23 protein-coding genes and 1 pseudogene are annotated in these 19,403 nt (G+C 55.0%); 1 reads left to right on the forward strand and 23 read right to left on the reverse strand.

The window, feature by feature from the left end; all coding sequences use genetic code 11:
- Window positions 1–90: 90 nt before the first annotated feature.
- From FIV08_RS19290 to FIV08_RS19375, 20 genes and pseudogenes are all read right to left on the reverse strand, one after another.
- Window positions 91–423, reverse strand: a complete 333-nt coding sequence (locus FIV08_RS19290; RefSeq protein WP_152438364.1) for a hypothetical protein — start codon at window positions 421–423, stop codon at window positions 91–93.
- Between the two features lie 86 nt (window positions 424–509).
- The gene (locus tag FIV08_RS19295) at window positions 510–962 is read right to left on the reverse strand and encodes a hypothetical protein (RefSeq protein ID WP_152438356.1); all 453 of its coding nucleotides are present in this window, start codon (window positions 960–962) and stop codon (window positions 510–512) included.
- A gap of 901 nt (window positions 963–1,863) precedes the next feature.
- Window positions 1,864–2,322 carry a hypothetical protein gene (locus FIV08_RS19300; protein ID WP_152439504.1) on the reverse strand — a complete coding sequence of 153 codons (459 nt, stop codon included), beginning with the start codon at window positions 2,320–2,322 and terminating at the stop codon, window positions 1,864–1,866.
- Window positions 2,315–2,857 (reverse strand): DinB family protein, encoded by a 543-nt coding sequence (locus tag FIV08_RS19305; protein WP_152439505.1) that lies wholly within the window; start codon window positions 2,855–2,857, stop codon window positions 2,315–2,317. The genes FIV08_RS19300 and FIV08_RS19305 overlap by 8 nt, the downstream gene beginning before the upstream one ends.
- A 125-nt stretch (window positions 2,858–2,982) precedes the next feature.
- Window positions 2,983–3,543 carry a hypothetical protein gene (locus FIV08_RS19780; protein ID WP_216646160.1) on the reverse strand — a complete coding sequence of 187 codons (561 nt, stop codon included), beginning with the start codon at window positions 3,541–3,543 and terminating at the stop codon, window positions 2,983–2,985.
- A 515-nt stretch (window positions 3,544–4,058) separates the two neighbouring features.
- The gene (locus tag FIV08_RS19315; RefSeq protein WP_152439506.1) at window positions 4,059–4,454 is read right to left on the reverse strand and encodes a hypothetical protein; all 396 of its coding nucleotides are present in this window, start codon (window positions 4,452–4,454) and stop codon (window positions 4,059–4,061) included.
- A 116-nt stretch (window positions 4,455–4,570) separates the two neighbouring features.
- On the reverse strand, window positions 4,571–5,320 hold the full coding sequence (locus FIV08_RS19320; RefSeq protein ID WP_152439507.1) for an endonuclease NucS domain-containing protein: 750 nt from the start codon (window positions 5,318–5,320) through the stop codon (window positions 4,571–4,573).
- A 92-nt stretch (window positions 5,321–5,412) separates the two neighbouring features.
- Window positions 5,413–5,826, reverse strand: a complete 414-nt coding sequence (locus tag FIV08_RS19325) for a GNAT family N-acetyltransferase (RefSeq protein WP_152439508.1) — start codon at window positions 5,824–5,826, stop codon at window positions 5,413–5,415.
- An 84-nt stretch (window positions 5,827–5,910) separates the two neighbouring features.
- A complete protein-coding gene (locus FIV08_RS20015; protein WP_152439509.1) occupies window positions 5,911–6,219 on the reverse strand; it encodes a DUF6980 family protein in 309 nt (102 codons plus the stop codon).
- Window positions 6,220–6,708: 489 nt separating this feature from the next.
- Entirely contained in the window at window positions 6,709–7,014 is a 306-nt protein-coding gene (locus FIV08_RS19335; protein WP_152439510.1) for a hypothetical protein, read from the reverse strand.
- Window positions 7,015–7,099: 85 nt separating this feature from the next.
- On the reverse strand, window positions 7,100–7,618 hold the full coding sequence (locus FIV08_RS19340; protein ID WP_152439511.1) for an ankyrin repeat domain-containing protein: 519 nt from the start codon (window positions 7,616–7,618) through the stop codon (window positions 7,100–7,102).
- A gap of 110 nt (window positions 7,619–7,728) precedes the next feature.
- Window positions 7,729–8,217 carry a hypothetical protein gene (locus FIV08_RS19345; protein WP_152439512.1) on the reverse strand — a complete coding sequence of 163 codons (489 nt, stop codon included), beginning with the start codon at window positions 8,215–8,217 and terminating at the stop codon, window positions 7,729–7,731.
- 330 nt (window positions 8,218–8,547) lie between these two features.
- Window positions 8,548–8,907: pseudogene (locus FIV08_RS20020) on the reverse strand (DUF6988 family protein); the annotation flags it as partial.
- Window positions 8,906–9,100 carry a DUF6988 family protein gene (locus FIV08_RS20025; protein WP_416376926.1) on the reverse strand — a complete coding sequence of 65 codons (195 nt, stop codon included), beginning with the start codon at window positions 9,098–9,100 and terminating at the stop codon, window positions 8,906–8,908. The pseudogene FIV08_RS20020 and the gene FIV08_RS20025, both read right to left, overlap by 2 nt.
- 479 nt (window positions 9,101–9,579) lie before the next feature.
- A complete protein-coding gene (locus FIV08_RS19355) occupies window positions 9,580–9,879 on the reverse strand; it encodes a helix-turn-helix domain-containing protein (RefSeq protein WP_062373489.1) in 300 nt (99 codons plus the stop codon).
- On the reverse strand, window positions 9,872–10,186 hold the full coding sequence (locus FIV08_RS19360) for a hypothetical protein (protein ID WP_054641851.1): 315 nt from the start codon (window positions 10,184–10,186) through the stop codon (window positions 9,872–9,874). The genes FIV08_RS19355 and FIV08_RS19360 overlap by 8 nt, the downstream gene beginning before the upstream one ends.
- A 549-nt stretch (window positions 10,187–10,735) precedes the next feature.
- Window positions 10,736–11,092, reverse strand: coding sequence for a Rap1a/Tai family immunity protein (locus tag FIV08_RS20030; protein WP_152480533.1), 357 nt, complete (start codon window positions 11,090–11,092; stop codon window positions 10,736–10,738).
- A gap of 91 nt (window positions 11,093–11,183) precedes the next feature.
- Window positions 11,184–11,525 carry a hypothetical protein gene (locus FIV08_RS19365; protein WP_152438177.1) on the reverse strand — a complete coding sequence of 114 codons (342 nt, stop codon included), beginning with the start codon at window positions 11,523–11,525 and terminating at the stop codon, window positions 11,184–11,186.
- Window positions 11,526–11,818: 293 nt separating this feature from the next.
- Window positions 11,819–12,622: a CLCA_X family protein gene (locus FIV08_RS19370; protein WP_152439513.1), complete on the reverse strand. Its 804-nt coding sequence runs from the start codon at window positions 12,620–12,622 to the stop codon at window positions 11,819–11,821.
- A gap of 44 nt (window positions 12,623–12,666) precedes the next feature.
- Complete coding sequence (locus FIV08_RS19375) at window positions 12,667–13,671, reverse strand: 2-hydroxyacid dehydrogenase (protein WP_152439514.1); 1,005 nt, start codon at window positions 13,669–13,671, stop codon at window positions 12,667–12,669.
- Window positions 13,672–13,820: 149 nt separating this feature from the next.
- Between FIV08_RS19375 and FIV08_RS19380 the strand changes: the two genes are divergently transcribed.
- A complete protein-coding gene (locus tag FIV08_RS19380; RefSeq protein ID WP_152439515.1) occupies window positions 13,821–14,414 on the forward strand; it encodes a LysE family translocator in 594 nt (197 codons plus the stop codon).
- Here FIV08_RS19380 and FIV08_RS19385 read toward each other — a convergent pair.
- From FIV08_RS19385 to FIV08_RS19395, 3 genes are all read right to left on the reverse strand, one after another.
- Window positions 14,376–15,233 carry a helix-turn-helix transcriptional regulator gene (locus FIV08_RS19385; protein ID WP_152439516.1) on the reverse strand — a complete coding sequence of 286 codons (858 nt, stop codon included), beginning with the start codon at window positions 15,231–15,233 and terminating at the stop codon, window positions 14,376–14,378. The two genes, FIV08_RS19380 and FIV08_RS19385, sit on opposite strands and share 39 nt — an antisense overlap.
- 60 nt (window positions 15,234–15,293) lie before the next feature.
- On the reverse strand, window positions 15,294–16,352 hold the full coding sequence (locus tag FIV08_RS19390; RefSeq protein WP_152439517.1) for a ribonucleotide-diphosphate reductase subunit beta: 1,059 nt from the start codon (window positions 16,350–16,352) through the stop codon (window positions 15,294–15,296).
- A gap of 206 nt (window positions 16,353–16,558) precedes the next feature.
- Window positions 16,559–19,315, reverse strand: coding sequence for a ribonucleoside-diphosphate reductase subunit alpha (locus FIV08_RS19395; RefSeq protein WP_152439518.1), 2,757 nt, complete (start codon window positions 19,313–19,315; stop codon window positions 16,559–16,561).
- Window positions 19,316–19,403 lie beyond the last annotated feature (88 nt).

Genomic DNA, 19,403 nt, shown 5'->3' on the forward strand with positions numbered 1-19,403 from the left:
AGCGGCGGCCTTTGCGTAGCGAAGCGGAGAAAAGGCCGTCCGGTGGAGGCCCGTCAGGGCCGGAACGTACTGGAATGATTTGTTATGCATTTACCAGTTTACGAGAACATCTTTAACTTTGTGCGTTGCGGCATCAAAACCAACGGCCCAAAAAACTTCATCCTCACTGGCAGAGTATTTCGCCTTCCAAAGGGTAAGCTGGGAACCAGCTCTTCGAAGGCAATCTATAAACTCAACCTCACTCAACTCTCCCAGTTCATGTTGAATGCTTTCGCACGATGAAATGTAGGCATGTTCAGTAATAGTACCGTCGCTCTCTTCGCGAAGTGATGGGGCCGACATTTCCTGCAAGAGAGCAAAACTCTTCCCGTCATGCAGCTCTATTACCTGCTTCGCAAGCTTCCTTTCCATATCTGAAATCATGTTTCCTCCTTAGTGCATAACGCGGAGCGCAGCGGCGGCCCGTCAGGGACGTCCGGCGGCCATCGGCCGCGTACTGACGCGGTTGGTTAGGTGGTGACAACAGCCTGACTCCGACTAAAGGCATAGTCTAGACTACTCAGTGGACGGTTAAACCGCTCTAGAATGTATTTGCTCCACAGCCACTCACCAGCATTACTCGCAACACGGACGTGGCCATTGAAATAGCTCTCTGATAAAAAGTAGACGTTCAGTGAGTCATCATATTCGGACTCATTTTTTGTGCCGAATGTATCCATCAGGAGTGTGCAATACGCTCGTTCTTTGACCGCCACCAAAGCAAAGGTGCACTCGCTATTCTCCAATAACGAGAAAGCGATGCCTATATCCCTACTGCCTAGCTGCTCGACACCGTTCCTGATAACAAGCGTCCGCCCGAAAAGAGCGAAATCATCGTAGGGCAACCATTGAACCGGCTCGTAGATTCCTTTCTGCCTGAGACGAGCGAGGAATTGAGTTTCGGCCTGATCATAGTCGCGCATACAAACCACCTAACGCTGAGGTAACCGGCGCCGGAGCGCCAGCGGAGGGAACCAAAAGCGGTACGCTTTTGGCGTCCGGTTGACCGGCTGGTTAGTGGCCGGTCACCACCAAGGTTTCCCCCGCACCCAATGCTGCATGCCCTCTCCCGAACAGCTTGCACCAACTCAACGGATGGCGAAAGGAACCAGAACGCAAACCGCACCAACCCGATTACCATTTGAACTGGACGGCCCCGCGACTGGGGCACGCCATGAATAACTATGCTGCGTGTGATGTTGGCAACCAACCCGGACAGCAACTTTTCCGGCCTTGGCCATCATCGACATAAGCGGCTTTGCAGCCAAACCCGATGCCAAGGCCTTTGCACGGAGCCCGCCAAAAATGGCGACGGCCTGGGCCAATAACGCGAAGCTAAGCGGCGCCCTGACAAGGGCGTCCGGTGGAGGCCGAAGGCCGGAACGTACTTAAGCGACTGGTTAGCTGGGGGTAACTTTGAAGACCATTCCCTGGCAACCAACATGACGACCTGCACCGCAGCCCTGGCACCAACACCTGCCGATGCACCGTGATTAAAACCACCGCATACGATGCGGTGAACGAACCTGAACTTCAGAGTAGCAGAGCCGGACGGAATTTTTGGCGGATTGCCCCGCACGGCAAACACTGAATTTTATACCTACCTAATATTCCGATTGAGCTGCCAGCAAGACTGCGAGTTATGACGGCCTTGGCGAAACCCCAAAAATCTCGGTTTTGCTGTTAGTTTTCGGCCAAGGCCCGATGGCACAAAACCACCCAAAAGGACCCGAGGCACTACCAGCTAACGCCAAAAATAAGCGGCGACCCGACAGGGGCGTCCGGTGGACGGCCGTCAGGCCGGGAACGTACTTGATTGATTTGTTACATGCTGAACTCGGCTACAAGCTCGGTACACAAACCCTCGCCATACTTGGCAGCTACACGGACGTTGAGCCAGTTGCTCGACATATAAAAAAAACTACCGGTGAGCTCTCCACGCGTTTTGATCGCCAGCGGCAGAGATATTTCCTTGCGCTCCTTTGCCTCTTTCATCGTAGCCGACAAGATCAAAAGTCTTAACTCCATGCCATCAAATTCCCGAGGCACCCTGACATGATACATACCGGAAGCTGGGTCAGAATCTGGAGTTATCGTGACAGCCTCATGCTGCTGGGAAAAGGGCTCCAGGCAATCCTCAGCGGAAACGACGCTGCAAAACATTGATAAAAATATAAAAGTTATAAGTTTCATAGGCATGTAACGCCGCCAGCATGCGCGGCTACGAAATGAAGGCGAAGCCGCAATGCAGTAGGCGTCGCCGTGCCTGGCCTGGTTATGCATGAGCTTCCTCCGGAATCTGAGCCAACAGGTCAGTAACCCCGACATCCATGCCTGCCTGTGATAGCAAAGTAGAGACTTGCCCTCGGTGATGAGTCTGATGGTTAAAGAAATGAAGCACCAGGCTCGAATATCGTTTATTGGCAGCGACCCCCTTAGTGTTTCGGTAGCTTAGGACGAAATCCAAATCACCTTCGGATAGCCCGGCTATCCAGTTGACAATCTGGCGATCCAGCCAGATTCGCTGCTCAGATAGGATACCAATATCTTCGAAGAGTACCTGATCCAGGCTTTCTGGGCTTTGCAGGTCGGCGACCTCCCGCAATGAGTTCAGGCAGGACGGATGAGTCGCAAAACGTTTGAGCCAAATGGTATCGCCAACGAGGATGTGGTTCAGAGTTCCAAGGATGGAGCCAAAAAACGCCCCACGGTCTTTCACCAGATCTATCGCAGGGAGCTGTCCAGCAGCCGCATAAACCTTCGAGTTCATCCACTGGTTGTAGGAAGCTAGTAATTCAAAGTGTTCTTTCAAGCTCATCTGAGTTCCTTCTCATGTATAACGCCTTGCTTACCGGCCCAACGGAGCAGAGCAAGCTTGTGGTAAAGTTTGCGCAGCAAACCACAAGCTTGCGGCGCGTAGTTGGGTCCGAGTACAGCAAATTGTTAGGCTATACTGACTGACAATCCCCGAATCAACGGCTCCCTGTACTCCTGGTCTTTTTCATTCCAAAATACGAAGCCGTTTCTTAGGTCTAAATTAAAAAAAGACTCATAGTAGCTTTCCTCAAGATCGTCACCCTGATCCTTGCCGAACAACTTAATTTTTATGGGATCGGATGTCATGTCGATCTCGCCTTGATGAAGAGCTATTCCTGTAAACTTTTCTTCACTTATCATTTTGGCAGAAGCATCCGAAAATCCATACAGACGAGCTAGCACATTTATCAAATTATCGCTTTCTAGTCCCGTCCGATAAAACTTTACACCTCTTCTATATACGTGATCCTGAATAAGGTTCATATCTTCATCGAAACCACCTTTGATTCCTTTAATAGCTTCGACACCAAAACCAAGAACAAGCCCATCGAAAGATGCGCGGAGATCAAACTTGTAATAATCTGGACTATCTTGCCGATTGATAACTTTTAACACGCAGTCAACGAATCCATCTTCACTGAACTGATTCAGTGTCGGATAACCGTTTTCATCAACCTCAATTTCCATGCTAATTCCTTCGCGAGCCTAACGCTGAGGTAACCGGCGTCGGAGCGCAGCGGAGGGAACCAAAAGCGGTACGCTTTTGGCGTCCGGTTGACCGCCTTGTTAATGGCCGTTCACCGCCGTGGTTGAGCCTGACACCCTGGCCGCATGCCCTCTCCCGGACAGATTGCACCAACTCGACGGATGGCGAAAGGAACCAGAAAGCAAAGGCTACCCGCCCGATTACCGTTTGAGACGGACGGCCCCAAAACTGGGGCACGCCATGAATACCAACACCGCTGACTATTGTGGCAACCAAACCAGACAGCGAATTTTCCGGCCTTGGCCATCACCAGCATGAGCGGTTTTTGCAGCCAACCCTGATTCCAAGGCCTTTGCACCGCACCAGCCAAAAACGCAAAAGCGCCTGGCCGTTAACGCTGAAATAAGCGGCGGCCCGACAGGGGCGTCCGGTGGAGGCCGCAGGCCGGAACGAACTTAATTGACTGGTTATGTGAGCCCGAAGCTAAGCACATGCGCTACTCCCCGACGTGGTCTACCGTTGCAAAGGCTGCGGCTTTGCCGTTTGCAAATGCCAACATGTACGACTCTGACCAAGAGGTGACTGATACGCCAGATGTATCCACCAGATTCCAGGTTACAGAGGCAACCACGCATTCAGAACCAAGTCGATTTACAGCAAGGTTTGAGTAGCAACATTCGCGGCAGCCTTGTGAGTGATACTCATCCAGGTAGGACTGAAAATACTCTGCCAACTGGGGCCGTGAATCGAAAACATTGCAAACATCGCCCGGACCTTTAGCCATATAAGGAAGGCTAAACTTGGTGGCCACACGATCGCCATCAAAGCTCAAAAAGGCCGTGACAAAATCCTCAAAAAACTCCTTTACGGCGGCTTCCTGCTCTTCATCCATGTAGACCTATCTCCTTGGTATGCCTGAAATTCACCACATAACGCAGAGCGCACCGGTGACCTTGACGCAGCGAAGCGGAGACAAGGGCATCCGTGTGACGCGTATTGTTAAATCCTTTACTGAAGCCGCGCCTCATTGAGGCTCACCGACAACGCGTACTCGAACAACTGGATGCCCTGAACTCCGGAGCAGGCCAGCAACAGATCTTCTGATATATGTCGAGCAACGATAATGCCTCGGACCGACTGTCCGGGCTCAGTCTGGTTCTTCCGTATCCAGGCCATATAGCGGAGAAGCTGACCGACGACCCTGTCATAGCCTTTGGATACTTTAAGCTCTATGACGACGTAATTGCCATCCGAGTCTGTGGCCAGAATATCAATAAATCTTCCACCTACGGGAAACTCAAGGCCGTTGATCCCTTCGTCCTCGAACAGGGTAAGCCCCGATTCTATGAGATGAAGGTTTCTTGAAAGATAATTCTGCAAGTCCTTTTCATACGCAAATTCTGGGCTTCCTTCCTCTGCCAGCTCATGTACTTCTTCCTTTACCGTCTGCTCGACATCATCCCCAGGATAAATCGGCGCCGGATCGTTGCGGGACTGGTATAAACGAAAATGCTTTGGGTCAACCTGAAAAAACAGGTCGTCTTCTCCGGGCTTAGCTCCGTAATGTACTCGGCTCTTGGAGTTGACCGACATTCTGAGCAGGTGTGCAGCTATTGTCCCATCCTTGATCTTTGGATATCTCTCCTTGAACCAGGAGCGAACTTGCTCTCGGGAAATTATCGTATCCGGCTTTAGCGCAACATCACGTACCATGTCATGCATCAGAGTGCGGACGGGCTTGTCATAAAGCGTTGCCATACTACCTCTCAGAATTTAACGCCAGCCAGCATGCGCGGCTACGAAATGGAGGCGAAGCCGCAATGTAGTAGACGTCGCCGTGCCTGGCCTTGTTATAAATCAGTGACTTTGGTGCTCATGAGAGCACTGTTTTCAGAGAACCCAAACTGCTCGTATAGCCCTTGTGCATCTCGAGTTTGCAACACCAACTGGGTTCCTTTTATGGCCGGATGCTCTAGCAAACATTCCATAATCCACTTACCCAGACCGGCGCCGCGAAATTCGGGTTCAACCACAATATCCGCCACCCAGGTGAACGTAGTGCTATCGGTGACGGCTCGTCCAAACCCAATCTGTTTAGAGCCATGGTAAAGACTGAAACAGATTGAACCAGCAACCATACGATCAACTATTTCTCTGGTACGGCGATCACCCCAATAGGTTGCGGCGAGCAATCGGTGAACAACCTCCAGTTGTACCTTGGATCTGTCGTCAGTGACTAGGTACTCGTTCTTGCGCCATTCCATCAATGGCTACTCCCTGATTTATAACGCCGCGCTCTGCGGCAAATTTGGAGTGCAGCGGAAAATTTGTCCGACAGCAGCGCCTTGTTAAGTGTTGCGATACCACGCATCAGTATTGAACTCTTCTGGTATTCTTTGTTCGGACGGATCGTCGAACCCCAATGCCTCCAACTTGTCGAACCAAGCATCCCGCTTCGAGTCGGGCAGCCTCAATCCACACCAAGGACAGAAACTTATTTGCAGAGATGAACTACCGCCATCATGAATGATTAGCCCGTACTCATCGAACTTAGGGATATAGCTAACCAGCACATCGGGGCACTCGTATACATCCTTGTGCCGATCGCAGTTCAATACGATCGCACGTTCCATTTCTTGGCAACAATGAACAGTCATAGTGGACACTTAACGCGAAGGTAACCGGCGCCGGAGCGCAGCGGAGGGAACCAAAAGCTGTAAGCTTTTGGCGTCCGGTTGACCGCCTGGTTAGTGGCCGGTCACCACCAAGGTGTCCCTTGGCACCCAGCGCTGCATGCCCTCTCCCGAACAGCTTGCACCAACCAGACGGATGGCGAAAGGAGCCAGAACGCAAACCGCACCAACCCGATTACTGTTTGAACTGGACGGCCCCGCGACTGGGGCACGCCATGAATAACCATGCTGCGGGTGACTTTGGCAACCAACCCCGACAGCAACCTGTCCGGCCTTGGCCATCACCAACACAGGCGGCTTTGCAGCCAAGTCCGATGCCAAGGCCCTTGCACTGAGCCCGCCAAAAATGAAGACGGCCTGGGCCATTAACGCTGAAATAAGCGGCGGCCCGTCAGGGACGTCCGGTGGACGGCCGTCAGGCCGGGAACGTACTTAATTGACTTGTTAAAAATTTCACCGTGGCTGCATCGCCGCTGCAGACTTCACCAATGGGTAAATTTGCATTGCCGCATCCTTGGGAATCCCCGCGTTTATCAGGAGCGCTGGAACCATTGATGCCACGTGATTGGCCTGCTTCTGATAGCGTGCATGCTCTTTGAAAATTGCCTGAATTTCTAGAGGGTCAAATTCCTCTGTGCTGGTAAGGTACTCGCAAATTTCCGCTGCACACTTCCTGTTGAGAGGATCACTGTTTCGGGAGCCATTGATCACGCCATAAAGGACTACCAAAAGAACTATCCCACCGATTACGAACCACATGGCTCCCTCCTTTTTGTATTTTTAACGCTTTGCTCACCGGAAAATTAGGAGCGCAGCGAGTAATTTTTCCGCGTGCAGCAACTTGTTAGGCCTGATCATTATTTCTCTGATCTGCCATCAATTTTAGGTTTTTTCTTATTAGAGCCATCGCATCTTTTGGGCTCTTGCCTGCATTATTCATATGATCTGGATCCGCACCATGATGGATCAAAAGTGAAGGAACCGAGTCATCACCTCTAGATTTTATTGTTGCTGTCCATAGCGGCCCATTACCATGTGCGTCCGTAAGGTTCGGGTTCGCGCCTGATCTTAGCAACACCTCCAAGACCTTAACATGGCCATTTTGAGATGCCGCATGGAGCGCACAAAATCCATTTCTGTCTTGTACATCAAGTTGCGCACCTTGATGGATCAACCACTGAAGGATTTCCAGGTTTCCTGAAAACGATGCGTAAATTAGAGGGGTTCTTCCTTCTCCATCGAGAATATCTACAGACACATCGGTGAGAAGCGAAATAGCCTCTTTATTTTTCATAGCTTCTATGGCGAATGATATGTCATCTGCTAGCGGATCATGTTTTCTGGGTCTTCCACCTTTAGCCATACCTCGATCCTCATTCTGCCTAACGCCAACGTTTAGCGGCGCCCATGTAGCGCAGCGAAATGGGCGTCCGGTGTAGGGCCGGCAGGCCCGGAACGTACTACAACGACTTGTTAACCATACTTGATGGCTAGCAAAATTGCCGACACTGCTGCCGCAGCTAAAAACGGGGCCATGAGTATGAGCAAAGAGACTCGATACTCCTTTAGTGACTGATAAGTCCAATAGGCAGCAACAAAAAAGGAAGCCACCCCTACCCCGTGGGCCCACTTACCCGAAAACTCAGCGAGTCCCGTGCGCCCAGGTAGCGTCACATTGTCGAAATAGAATGCCACCGTACCGGCAACCAGGAACACGAAACTGAACAAACCATTAATGAATGACCAGCGCCGACGATAATAGCTAGCATCCCTGATGACTGGATCAAACTTCCACAATGCACGGCTCTCCAGATTGCCAGTGTGGTTAACGCAAAGCGCAGAGGCGCCCTTGTAATGGAGGCGCAGCCGCAATGAAAAGGGCGTCCTGCGGCCTTCGGCCGCGTACTGACGCGACTGGTTAGCTGGGGGTAATTGCGATGCCTGTTCCCTGGCTAACAACATGACGGCCTACTGCGCTGCCCTGGCACCGGCAACCGCCGATGCACCTTGATGAAATCACCGCTGTTGATGCGGTGAACAAACCTGAACTTCAGACTAGCAGATCACAACCGAGTTAGCGGCGGATTGCCCCACACGGCGAACACCGGTGTTGCTGAAAATGACGGTGATCGATTTGGCTGCGATTATGACGCCGGTTTGAAACCAATGGGCACACAGCCAACAAAAAACTACGCCAAACCAAACAGATAACGCTGCCAGCATGCGCGCCTTTGTAGTGGAGGCAAAGCCGCAACGGAAAAGGCGTCGACGTGCCTGGCCTGGTTATAAGTTCTAGAGTGCACCCGCGAATTCTCGATCTGCAGCGATGGCCAAGAATTTCCTTTGCGCACCAGTGCAACCAGATATTTTGGCTAGTTCACCGCAGGCAAGGAACGCGTAATTATCGGAGAACATCAAAGTTTCTTTTAGGAATTCATCATCGTAGTTTTGCCGAATCTCATCCTGATTAACTCTCCGCTTGAGCTGTGCAGCGCCAGTGTGAGTAAGGCTATTCAGTGAGCGCCAATACAGTTTCTTCGGTTGGGACAAGTCGCTGCCTTTTGCTTCGTCAATCTCCGATACCAACTGCCAGAATGGCTTCTCAAATTTATCCTTACGTAGGCGAGTGAAATCTACTTCCTCAGCACACTCAGAAAACCAAACACCCTTTACGTACGTACGCCTCGAAGAGCGACCGCACTATGCTGCATGCCGAGCTGTATAACTGATGGTCGATTAGAACTGCCACACTCCTTTGATGTTCAATCGCTACATTGTGAAAAAGGGTTGGAAAAAAAGAGCTATCGTCGCCCGGAATAACTATCCCGCGAAGACATTCGTTCATTTTTTCTGATAGTTCATACGATCTGCGTAAAGTGGTTTTCACAGACTCCCTCACGACTTATAACGCTGAGCGCAGAGGCGCCCTGTCAAGGGCGTCCTGCGGCCTTTGGCCGCGTACTGACGCGACTGGTTAGCTGGGGGTAATTGCGATGCCTGTTCCCTGGCTAACAACATGACGGCCTACTGCGCTGCCCTGGCACCGGCAGCCGCCGATGCACTTTGATGAATCCACCACAGTCGATGCGGTGAGCGAACCTGAACTTCAGACTAGCAGATCACAACCGAGTTATTGGCGGATTGCCCCACGCGGCGAACACCGGAGTTGCCAAAAATGCCGATGATCGAGTTGCTGCGATTATGACGCCGCTTTGAAACCAATGGGCACACAGCCAACAAAAAACTACGCCAAACCAAACAGATAACGCCCGGCTTTGCGGCGTGCCGGAGCGCAGCGTAGGCGCGTCCGACAACAGCCGCTTGTTAACCCCGTAGCTCGAGGCCTTCTCGAATGACCTCGGGATGACGGGAAGCAATCTCAATGAGCGCTTTTGCTGGACCAGAGGGTTCACGTCGACCTTGCTCCCACTCCTGCAGGGTTCGCGCGGAAATATGCAGTACCTCAGCAAACTCGACCTGAGTCAGTCCGGTTTTGCCTCGAGCCTCTGCCACCTCGTTAGGCTCAACACGACTGACTCGTGCAGTTTTGCCCGCTTTCATTTCTTTAACAGACTGAAGCAACTTGTTGCCAAGCTCCTCAGCACTTAGTGTCTCGTCACTCATTTTCCAATACCTCACGAATCGACTTCAGGATATGAGCGGGTATATTGCCCCTGACGGCTTTCTTGTAGATCACCAATAACCAGATCTCACCATTTGCCAACTTGGTGAAGTAAATGACTCGCACCCCACCGCGCTTCCCTGAACCCGCTACCGACCAACGAACCTTTCTACATCCGCCGCTACCCGGAATGGGGTCACCAATTTCCGGACTTGCCGCAAGCCAGGCAAAGAAAGCGCTTCGTTCTTCCTCAGTCCAGATTTTTCTGGCATCTGCTTCAAATGTAGGGGTTTCGATGATGGTAAACATGACAGTCAATATACGTCATTGACGGAGTTTTGCAAGATGCTGGTCACAAGGGTTAACGCTGAGGTAACCGGCGCCGGAGCGCAGCGGAGGGAACCAAAAGCGGTACGCTTTTGGCGTCCGGTTGACCGCCTGGTTAATGGCCGTTCACCACCGTAGTTGAGCCTGGCGCCCAAGGCCGCATGCCCCCTCCCGGACAGCTTGCACCAACTCGACGGATGGCGAAAAGAACCAGAACGCAAAAGCCGCCGGCCCGATTACCGTTTGAGACGGACGGCCCCACAACTGGGGCACGCCATGAATACCAAATCCGCTGACCATTGTGGCAACCAAACCAGACAGCGAATTTTCCGGCCTTGGCAATCACCAGAGTGAACGAGCGTTGCAGCCAAACCCGGTGCCAAGGCCTTTGCACCGCACCCGCCAAAAACTTACAAATGCCGGGCCATTAACGCTTTTGTTTAGCGGCGACTACGAAGCGCAGCGTAGTAGGCGTCCGGTGTAGGGCCGCTCAGGCCCGGAACGAACTACAACTATTTGTTAAAACGCTGCTCAGCATGGGAAACGACGAGACAATACTGCGCCAACCACAGAAATTGCATAAAGCTCTCGGGCATCCTCAGCTTCAAGGAGGAAGTCATGCACCAGCCCGACCAAATCGGCGCGGGTTATGCCTGCAGGGATACACAGAGAGTCAGAAAATGCATCGTGAGCTGCTTGTATGAACCCATGACAGAAACCTATTGAATCGTTGTCGGGCTTTGAGCACATATCAACGAAGCCCTGTCCCGTCATGACTGCTGGATTACGACCTTCCTTGCCCGAGTCGGCTTGAGCGGGCGAAACGGAAAGGAGTGCACAAAATGCTAGTACTGTAATGCTTCTCCAAAAGGCAAATCTCGTCAACATGGCACCTATCCGATTCTAGTTTTAACGCCCGCCATAAACGGCGCGAGGAACGAGCGTCCGGCGACCGAAGGGAGCGAATTTAATGGCCTGGTTATATGTTGGCATGTTGCAGCTCCAGAATACCGAAAGCCGCTAGCGCCGAGATACCCACGCTGCAACCCAGGCCAAGGATGATAATTTGAATCTGCCATCTCTTGAACGTTGACACCTGATAAACAGATGGCACCAGACATGCAGCTGACAGAGAAACTACCAATGTCAAAAAAATAAAAGGATACTGAATTTTCGTGCCATCGCCATAAACCTGCATTACAAGGGAGACCGCAATGGCCGATAGCGCGATCAATGACAATTCCACACAATGCCAGACGCGCTTCCATTTCCTGCCTTCAGGTTCTCTGTACCACTGGATCTTTTCAGGCAACGTCTTCATGGCTCACTCTGCACATATAACAGTTAATTCAACGACAAATGCCATCTATGCAAAACGCATATATTCCGCATTGCCAACCACGTCATTCAGGAAAATTTCTTTTCTTATTAACAAGCTAGCAGATTCTGGAATTATTGCGCCGGGAAATAAACGTCAAATGTCGGTTTTTATGCAACACCCCAGTTCGCTTATCCACACTCCACCAGACTCAACTGTTCCATATTTCTCAACGAGTTAGAAGCTTTTCAGACCGCAGGTTCCAGAGTTATGCGACAGGTGTTGTCTATCTCCAATTATTCACATGTATCTTTGCTCCTCAAATCCTTCCCCTCAACCCTTCGCAAGGCCCGGCCCAGAGATTGAAAGTACGCAAGAAACGCCCGATTGATGCTCTCCCGCTGTGGCCCCTGTGGATAAAGCCCCATCTGGGCCTCTTCGCTTTCTTTCGTGCCTTTCACCAGGAAGGCATTTTTTACGGCGGCGTCCTGAACAAAGGCTTCGAAGGCTCGGGCGCAAAGTTCTTCGGGCCGGCTGTAGTAATGCACACCGGCGGCTTTGTCGGCCTTGGCGGATTGCCGGAACAGGTCGCTGGGCTGCTCACCGGTGTTGTCCAGCAGGATGGTGCGGTAGCAGGCTTGCAGGCGTTCATTGAGGGGGTGTGCGATGGCATCTTCTCGGGTTAGCCAGAGTGTGGAGCCAAATTCACCTTTGGCGGTGCTGGGGAACAGCTTGTCGGCAATATAGTGGTCAAACGCGTGGAACCACTCATGGGCAATGCTGCCGGGGCCGGCATTTTTGGCCAGGGCGAAGCTGCGGGTGGCGGGGGTGTAATGGGCGGATACGCCGGGCCGGCCGCCGATGCCGTATTGCAGGGCCAGGCTGCCGCGCAGGGAGATCAGGCTTTCGGTGCCGCCGAGGATGGTCATCAAATCGCACAGGGCGTCGTAGAACAAGGCGGCGCTGCGCTGCTTTTCCGGTTCGGTTACCCAGCGGCCAATCTCCACGGTTCGGAACTGGAAGCGGCGGCGTACATCAAGGAAGGTAACAGGTGCCCCGGCACGATGGTCGGGGCCCGTTCGATAAAACTGTCTGGGCATGGTCGGATTGTACGAGTACGCGGCCGGCTTGTCTCAGTGCGCCATTAACCGGCGGGGGCGGTTACCCGGTTTGCGCACTGCCCCGTGCTTGCCAGTTCGGTGAGGTTACCCAACGTTGTGTGGGCGATGCTCTCCAGGGCGTTGCGAGTGAAGAAGGCCTGGTGGCCGGTGATCACTACGTTGGGGAAGGTCAGCAAGCGCGCAAACACGTCGTCTTTCAGCACGATGTTGGACAGGTCTTCGAAAAACAGGTCACCTTCTTCCTCGTACACATCGAGGCCCAGGTAGCCAATCTGTCCGGATTTAAGGCCCTCGATGATAGCGGCGGTATCGACCATGGCGCCCCGGCTGGTGTTGATCAGCATCACGCCCGGCTTCATCTTGGCCACCGTATCCGCGTTGATCAGGTGGTGGGTGTCGGGTGTTAACGGGCAATGCAGGCTGACAATATCGGCCTGGCTGAACAGGTCGTCCAGCGCCACATACTCACCACCCAGTTGTTGGGCTTCCGGGTTGGCATGAAGGTCGTAACAGAGCACCCGGCAGCCAAAGCCACGCATGATGCGCACTACCTCCAGGCCTATCTGGCCGGTACCCACCACGCCCACGGTGCGCCCTCGCAGGTCGAAGCCCAGCAAACCATCCAGCGCAAAATTGCCATCGCGAATACGGTGGTAAGCCCGGTGAATCTGCCGGTTGAGCGTCAAGATCAGGGCAACGGTGTGTTCGGCCACGGCATAGGGTGAGTAAGCCGGCACTCGCACCACGTTGATCCCCAGGCGCTCGGCGGCTTTCAGGTCTACGTTGTTGAAACCGGCACAGCGCAGTGCAACCGCACGGGTGCCGCCTTCGGCCAGCAGCTCCAGTACGGCGCCGTCCACCTGGTCGTTCACGAACACACACACCGCATCAAAGCCTTTGGCGAGCGCCGCGGTGGTTGCATTCAACCGGGGCTCAAGAAACACCAGTTCATGCTCGTGGCTGTCCCGGCTGGCTTGCCCAAGGAATTGCTCGTCGTAGGGTTTGGTGCTGAAAACAGCCACTTTCATGGGCTTGGCCTCTTCCGGTCTGGGTGGGTGTGGGGTACTTCAAACATAGATCAAACCCCGGACTGCAAGCCACCGCAATTTTGTTCAATACCCGTTGTAAAGCACCGTGCACAGTGGGTGCCTCCCGTCTTTCTCAGAGTACTCACGTTATGAGTCTGTCCATTATTTTGCCCATGTCGGCCTTCGCCCTGGTGGCGTCTGTTTCGCCGGGGCCGGTCAATCTTGTCTGTCTGAGCAGTGGCACGCGCTATCCGGTGTCTCAGGGCCTGGTGTTTGTGACCGGGGCCACCCTGGGCTTTATTGCGCTGTTTATCGCGATTGGCCTTGGCCTGCATTCGTTGTTGGAGCATGCCCCCCGGTTTGAACGCTGGTTGAGCTGGGCCGGCGTGGCCTTTCTGCTGTATCTGAGCTACCAACTGGCTACCGCAGATGGCCGCCTCAGCGAGGACGAGGCTCGCCCTGCCCCCGGCTTTGTGACCGGCGCCCTGATGCAGTGGTTAAATCCAAAGGCCTGGCTTGCATCGGTGGCGGGCATCAGTGCCTTCACCGACGGAGGAGAAACCACCCTGCTCTGGCTGTTTGCGGGGCTGTATCTGCCCATTTGCTGGCTGTCGCTGGCCAGTTGGGTGTATGTCGGGGTCGGGCTTCGCCGGCTGGTGCAGCAGCCGCGAATCCTGCGCGCGTTCAACCGGGCTCTGGCGTTGTTACTTGTCGGAAGCTGCGTGTTCCTGCTGCTGGACTGACGGCTGGCGATACTGGTTGGGGGTGGCCGCTACCACTCGCTTGAAGGTTCTCTGGAAATGCGCCTGGTCGGCAAAGCCGGCATTGAGGGCCGCCTCGGCAATGCTGACGCCGCGTTTCAGTTCCGTCTGGCCGTGTTGAATGCGCCGATTGATCAGGTAGGCGTGGGGCGTCAATCCATAGGTCTGCCGAAACACCCGTACCAGATGCCCCGGGCTGTAGCCACTGAGCCGGCAGAGATCATCCAGCGACACCTCTTCTGTGCAGTGGTTGTCCAGATGGTCGGCAACCGTGGCCAGCGTGCCCGAGGGGCGCTGAATGCCCCGAGCCGGTTGTTTCGCCAGGCTCTGCATCAGGTCCAGCAGGTACTCGGCTACCCGGCTTTGCTTTTCTAGAAGGTCTCGCTTGGGGTCCAGCACGCACTCTGCCATGGCGCAGTAGTCTTGGTACTGTCCGGAGTCGGTGATCACTGCCGTCTCCAGGTCCCGCCAGTCATGGGTTGGCAGCAGGCCAGCTTCAAATCTCAGCCGGGTCAGCCAGTCGGTATCCACGTACAGCATCAGGTACGCCCAGGGCTGGTTATCAATGGGGTTGCAGGCGTGGGGCCATTCCGGGTTCATCAACACCAGTGTGCCGGCGGTTACATGGTATTGGTCGCTGCGGTACAGAAACGTACTTTCACCGCCGGTAATGGCCCCGATCGACCAGTGCCGGTGGGTGTGCAAGGCATAACAAACCTCGCGCCCATCCGCGACTTTGCGCAATTCCACATGGGGCATGCGGGCATCGCGCCAGAAGATGGGCGTGCGGGGATTGGTCATGGTGGTTGCCTCAAAGCAAATCGGCCAGGCTAGTGCGTATGGCACTAGCCTAGCAGAAACTCACCACTCCAACTGCGCCCCGGTCTGGTATTCAATCACCCGGGTTTCAAAGAAGTTCTTCTCCTTGCGCATGGTGGCTTGCTCGTCCAACCAGGGCGAGACGTTCTTGGCCCCCGGGAAAGGTTCTTCCAGGCCGACGGTTCTGGCGCGGCGGTTGGCCACGAAGCGGAATTGTTCGGTGTGGTATTCCGCCGAGTAGCCGAGGATGGGGTCACGCAGGATGTAGTTGGCGTAGGCCATTTCAGCGGCTTCGGATTCGTCCCACATGTCGCGCACGGCTTTGGGGTCGAAGGTGATGTTTTCTTCTTCCAGGATCTGGTTGACCACTTTCAGGCCGAAGGAGAAGTGCATGGCTTCGTCCCGCAGGATGTACTGCAGTTGCTCGCCAGTGCCACGCATCAGGCCCCGGCGTTGCAGGGCGAAAATGGGGCTGAAGCCGTTGTAGAACCAGCAGCCTTCAAACACGGCCGCGAAGAACAGGTAAGACATGATGAATTCCTGCAGGTCGTCCGGGTTGCGCAGGTTCATGTCGGAGCGCATGGCGGCGTCCAGCCGTCGGTTGGCTACCTGGATCTTGCCGTTGATTTCCGGCACCACGCGGTAGCGGTTGTAGATTTCGCTCTGGTCCAGGTTGAGGGTTTCGATGCAGTGCTGGTAGGTCCAGGTGTGCAGGGCTTCTTCGTACACCTGGCGGGCCTGGTAGATTTGCAGTTCCGGCGCGCTCATTTTCTCCATCACGGCCAGGCCGATGTTGCGCATGGCGAGGATGTCGGAGGTGGTGAGGTAGGCCAGTACGTTTTCGTACACGTGCTTTTCCGCCGGGCTCAGGCGGTGGTGGTAGTCGTGGACGTCCTGGGCCATGTTGACGTCCAGCGGGGTCCAGTGGTTTTTGTTGGCGTTCATGAAGTATTCCCAGGCCCAGGGGTACTTGAACGGTGCCAACTGGTTGATGTCGGTTTCGCCGTTGATGACGCGCTTGTCGTCTACATTCACCGGCGCCGGGCCGGCGCTGGCAGCCGGCTTGTTTTCGGATTTTGGTTCGTCGTCCCAATCTAGCATGTCTTTTACCTCGGAGTTCTTGGTCGCTTAGCCTGCTTTGCTTGGTGGTGGAACCGGTCTGGTCTGGCTTCCCAAAAACCGCCCGTGAACCCATCCCTGGGGGGCTTGGCTGTAGCCATCCATGGCTACAGACATTTTTGGGAAGCCAGACCAGCCCGGTTCTTCAGGCTGTGGAGTAATCGCTGCTTATTCGGCAAAGCCTATAGTTACTGACAGGCTTCGCAGTCTGGCTCGTCGATGCTGCACACTTGCGGCTGGGGTGCAGCCACCGGGGCACTCTTTTCGGCGCCGGTGGCACCCAACGAGCGCAGGTAGTAGGTGGTTTTCAAACCGCGTTCCCAGGCCAACTGGTACAGAGCATCCAGTTTCTTGCCGCTGGGTTCAGCCATGTACAGGTTCAGGCTCTGGGCCTGGTCCAACCATTTCTGGCGTCTTGCCGCGGCCTCTACCAGCCATCTTGGGTCGATTTCGAAGGCGGTGGCGTAGCGGGCTTTCAGTACCGGTGGGATGCGGTCGATCTGCTGGACGCTGCCGTCGAAGTATTTGAGGTCGTTGACCATCACGTTGTCCCACAGGCCTTCGGCTTTAAGGTCGCGCACCAGGGAGGGATTGACCACGGTGAATTCGCCAGAGAGGTTCGATTTCACGAACAGGTTCTGGTACGCCGGTTCGATGGACTGAGACACACCGACGATGTTGGAGATGGTGGCGGTGGGGGCGATGGCCATGACGTTGCTGTTGCGCATGCCGTGTTTGGCAATCAGCTCGCGCACCGGTGTCCAGTCCAGGCGGCTGTTGGTGTTGAGCGACAGGTCCCCTTCCCGACGGTTCTCCTTTAACAGGTTGATGGAATCGATGGGTAGGATGCCTTGCTGCCAGAGGGAGCCTTCGTAGGTTTCATAGGCACCCCGTTCGCCGGCCAGGGTGGCGGAGGCGCGGATGGCGAAGTAGCTGAGTTGTTCCATGGCCACATCAGCAAACTCGACGGCTTCCGGGCTGGTGTAGGGCAGGCCCAGTTGGTAGAGGGCGTCCTGAAAGCCCATCAGGCCCAGGCCCACGGGGCGGTGTTTGAGGTTGGAGTTCTTCGCCTGGGGTACGGCGTAGAAGTTGATATCGATGACGTTATCGAGCATGCGAACGGCGGTGGTCACGGTGCGTTCCAGGCGCTGTACGTCCAGCTCGCCGTTGGCGATGTGGGCGGCCAGGTTGACCGAGCCCAGGTTGCATACGGCGATTTCGTCGGCGCTGGTGTTCAGGGTGATTTCGGTGCACAGGTTGGAGCTGTGCACCACGCCCTGGTGCTGCTGCGGGGAACGCAGGTTGCAGGGGTCTTTGAAGGTAACCCAGGGGTGGCCGGTTTCAAACAGCACGGTGAGCATTTTGCGCCACAGTTGTTTGGCAGGGATTTTCTTGAACAGTTTGATCTTACCCTGCTCCGCCAGCGCTTCGTAATGCTCGTAGCGTTCCCGGAAGGCGTTGCCGTAAAGGTCGTGCAGGTCTGGCGCATCGCTGGGGGAAAACAGGGTCCAGTCCCGGTCTTCGCGCATGCGTTCGATCAGCAAATCCGGCACCCAGTTGGCGGTGTTCATGTCGTGGGTGCGGCGGCGTTCGTCGCCGGTGTTTTTGCGCAACTCCAGGAATTCTTCGATGTCCAGATGCCAGCTTTCCAGGTAGGCACACACGGCGCCTTTGCGCTTGCCACCCTGGTTCACCGCCACCGCGGTGTCGTTGACCACTTTCAGGAAGGGCACCACGCCCTGGCTCTGGCCGTTGGTGCCTTTGATGTGGGAGCCCAGCGCCCGCACCGGGGTCCAGTCGTTGCCCAGGCCGCCAGCCCATTTACTCAACAGGGCGTTGTCTCTGATGGCACCGTAAATGCCTTCCAGGTCATCGCCGACGGTGGTCAGGTAGCAGGAGGACAACTGGGAATGGCGGGTGCCACTGTTGAACAGCGTGGGTGTGCTGGCCATGTAATCGAAAGATGACAACAGGTTGTAGAATTCGATGGCGCGGGCATTGGGGTCGTCTTCCCGCAGGGCCAGGCCCATGGCGACTCGCATGAAGAATACCTGGGGCAGTTCCAGGCGGGCCTTGTTCCAGTGCAGGAAGTAGCGGTCGTACAGGGTTTGCAGGCCGAGGAAACCGAACTGGTGGTCGCGCTCGGGGATGATGGCTGCGCCCAGGCGTTCCAGGTCAAAGGCGGCCAGGGCTTCGTCCAGCAATTCGTAGCGGATACCGGCGTGGATGAACGCGTTCAGGGCCTGTGGATAAACCTCTGCCAGCGGCTGGTTGCGGGGCAGGTCCAGGGCCTCAGCCGCTTCCAGGCGAAGCTGTTCCAGCAACAGCCGGGCGGTGACGGCGCTGTAGTCCGGCTCCTGCTCGATACGGCCACGGGCGGTCATGATCAGGGCGGAGAGCACTTCGGTTTCTGCAATGCCGTCGTACAGGTTGCGCAGGGCTTCGTCGACCAGGGATTCGCCGTCAATGCCGTCCAGGCCGGTGGCGGCCTGTTCTACCTGCAGCTTCATCAGGCCCAGGTCCAGCGGCGCCACGCTGCCGTCGGCTTTTTTCACGGTCAGGTGCGGGTGCGCTTCCATGGGCTCTTCGATGGCGCGCTTGCGGGCGTGCTCTTCCCGGTAGAGCACGTAAGCCCGGGCCACCTTTTGCTCTTCGGCCCGCATCAGGGCCAGTTCCACCTGGTCCTGAATGTCTTCAATATGCACTTTACCGCCGGCTTTCAGGCGCCGGCTGATGGCCTGCACCACCTGTTCGGTGACCCGATGCACGGCGTCGTTGATGCGGGCCGAACCGGCGGCTTTGTCGCCTTCCACGGCCAGGAACGCTTTGGTCACCGCCACACTGATTTTGGCGGGATTGAATCCAACCAGGGTGCCGTTGCGTTTAATAACTTGAAGGGACTGGGTATCGGCGGCCGGGGCTTCGGCCAGAGCGGTGGCAGACATGGGGCTTCTCCTTGTGCACGCGTTGTTAGTGCAACCTTCGCGTTCACAGGAGAAAAGACTTTCTGGCCACGGACGACACGGACTTTCA

The sequence above is a fragment of the Marinobacter sp. THAF197a genome, assembly GCF_009363275.1.
Taxonomy (GTDB): Bacteria; Pseudomonadota; Gammaproteobacteria; order Pseudomonadales; family Oleiphilaceae; genus Marinobacter.

Excerpts from the sequence above, each read along its gene's own strand:
- FIV08_RS19355 (WP_062373489.1), bottom strand. The coding sequence starts at position 9,879 with ATGAGTGACGAGACACTAAGTGCTGAGGAGCTTGGCAACAAGTTGCTT.
- FIV08_RS19340 (WP_152439511.1), bottom strand. The coding sequence starts at position 7,618 with ATGGCTAAAGGTGGAAGACCCAGAAAACATGATCCGCTAGCAGATGAC.
- FIV08_RS19295 (WP_152438356.1), bottom strand. The coding sequence starts at position 962 with ATGCGCGACTATGATCAGGCCGAAACTCAATTCCTCGCTCGTCTCAGG.
- FIV08_RS20025 (WP_416376926.1), bottom strand. The coding sequence starts at position 9,100 with ATGAACGAATGTCTTCGCGGGATAGTTATTCCGGGCGACGATAGCTCT.
- FIV08_RS19385 (WP_152439516.1), bottom strand. The coding sequence starts at position 15,233 with ATGACCAATCCCCGCACGCCCATCTTCTGGCGCGATGCCCGCATGCCC.
- FIV08_RS19345 (WP_152439512.1), bottom strand. The coding sequence starts at position 8,217 with ATGTTGTTAGCCAGGGAACAGGCATCGCAATTACCCCCAGCTAACCAG.
- FIV08_RS20030 (WP_152480533.1), bottom strand. The coding sequence starts at position 11,092 with ATGTTGACGAGATTTGCCTTTTGGAGAAGCATTACAGTACTAGCATTT.
- FIV08_RS19365 (WP_152438177.1), bottom strand. The coding sequence starts at position 11,525 with ATGAAGACGTTGCCTGAAAAGATCCAGTGGTACAGAGAACCTGAAGGC.
- FIV08_RS19395 (WP_152439518.1), bottom strand. The coding sequence starts at position 19,315 with ATGTCTGCCACCGCTCTGGCCGAAGCCCCGGCCGCCGATACCCAGTCC.
- FIV08_RS19315 (WP_152439506.1), bottom strand. The coding sequence starts at position 4,454 with ATGGATGAAGAGCAGGAAGCCGCCGTAAAGGAGTTTTTTGAGGATTTT.
- FIV08_RS19305 (WP_152439505.1), bottom strand. The coding sequence starts at position 2,857 with ATGAGCTTGAAAGAACACTTTGAATTACTAGCTTCCTACAACCAGTGG.
- FIV08_RS19780 (WP_216646160.1), bottom strand. The coding sequence starts at position 3,543 with ATGGAAATTGAGGTTGATGAAAACGGTTATCCGACACTGAATCAGTTC.
- FIV08_RS19370 (WP_152439513.1), bottom strand. The coding sequence starts at position 12,622 with ATGCCCAGACAGTTTTATCGAACGGGCCCCGACCATCGTGCCGGGGCA.
- FIV08_RS19335 (WP_152439510.1), bottom strand. The coding sequence starts at position 7,014 with ATGTGGTTCGTAATCGGTGGGATAGTTCTTTTGGTAGTCCTTTATGGC.
- FIV08_RS19325 (WP_152439508.1), bottom strand. The coding sequence starts at position 5,826 with ATGGAATGGCGCAAGAACGAGTACCTAGTCACTGACGACAGATCCAAG.
- FIV08_RS19390 (WP_152439517.1), bottom strand. The coding sequence starts at position 16,352 with ATGCTAGATTGGGACGACGAACCAAAATCCGAAAACAAGCCGGCTGCC.
- FIV08_RS19290 (WP_152438364.1), bottom strand. The coding sequence starts at position 423 with ATGATTTCAGATATGGAAAGGAAGCTTGCGAAGCAGGTAATAGAGCTG.
- FIV08_RS19360 (WP_054641851.1), bottom strand. The coding sequence starts at position 10,186 with ATGTTTACCATCATCGAAACCCCTACATTTGAAGCAGATGCCAGAAAA.
- FIV08_RS19380 (WP_152439515.1), top strand. The coding sequence starts at position 13,821 with ATGAGTCTGTCCATTATTTTGCCCATGTCGGCCTTCGCCCTGGTGGCG.
- FIV08_RS20015 (WP_152439509.1), bottom strand. The coding sequence starts at position 6,219 with ATGACTGTTCATTGTTGCCAAGAAATGGAACGTGCGATCGTATTGAAC.
- FIV08_RS19375 (WP_152439514.1), bottom strand. The coding sequence starts at position 13,671 with ATGAAAGTGGCTGTTTTCAGCACCAAACCCTACGACGAGCAATTCCTT.
- FIV08_RS19320 (WP_152439507.1), bottom strand. The coding sequence starts at position 5,320 with ATGGCAACGCTTTATGACAAGCCCGTCCGCACTCTGATGCATGACATG.
- FIV08_RS19300 (WP_152439504.1), bottom strand. The coding sequence starts at position 2,322 with ATGCATAACCAGGCCAGGCACGGCGACGCCTACTGCATTGCGGCTTCG.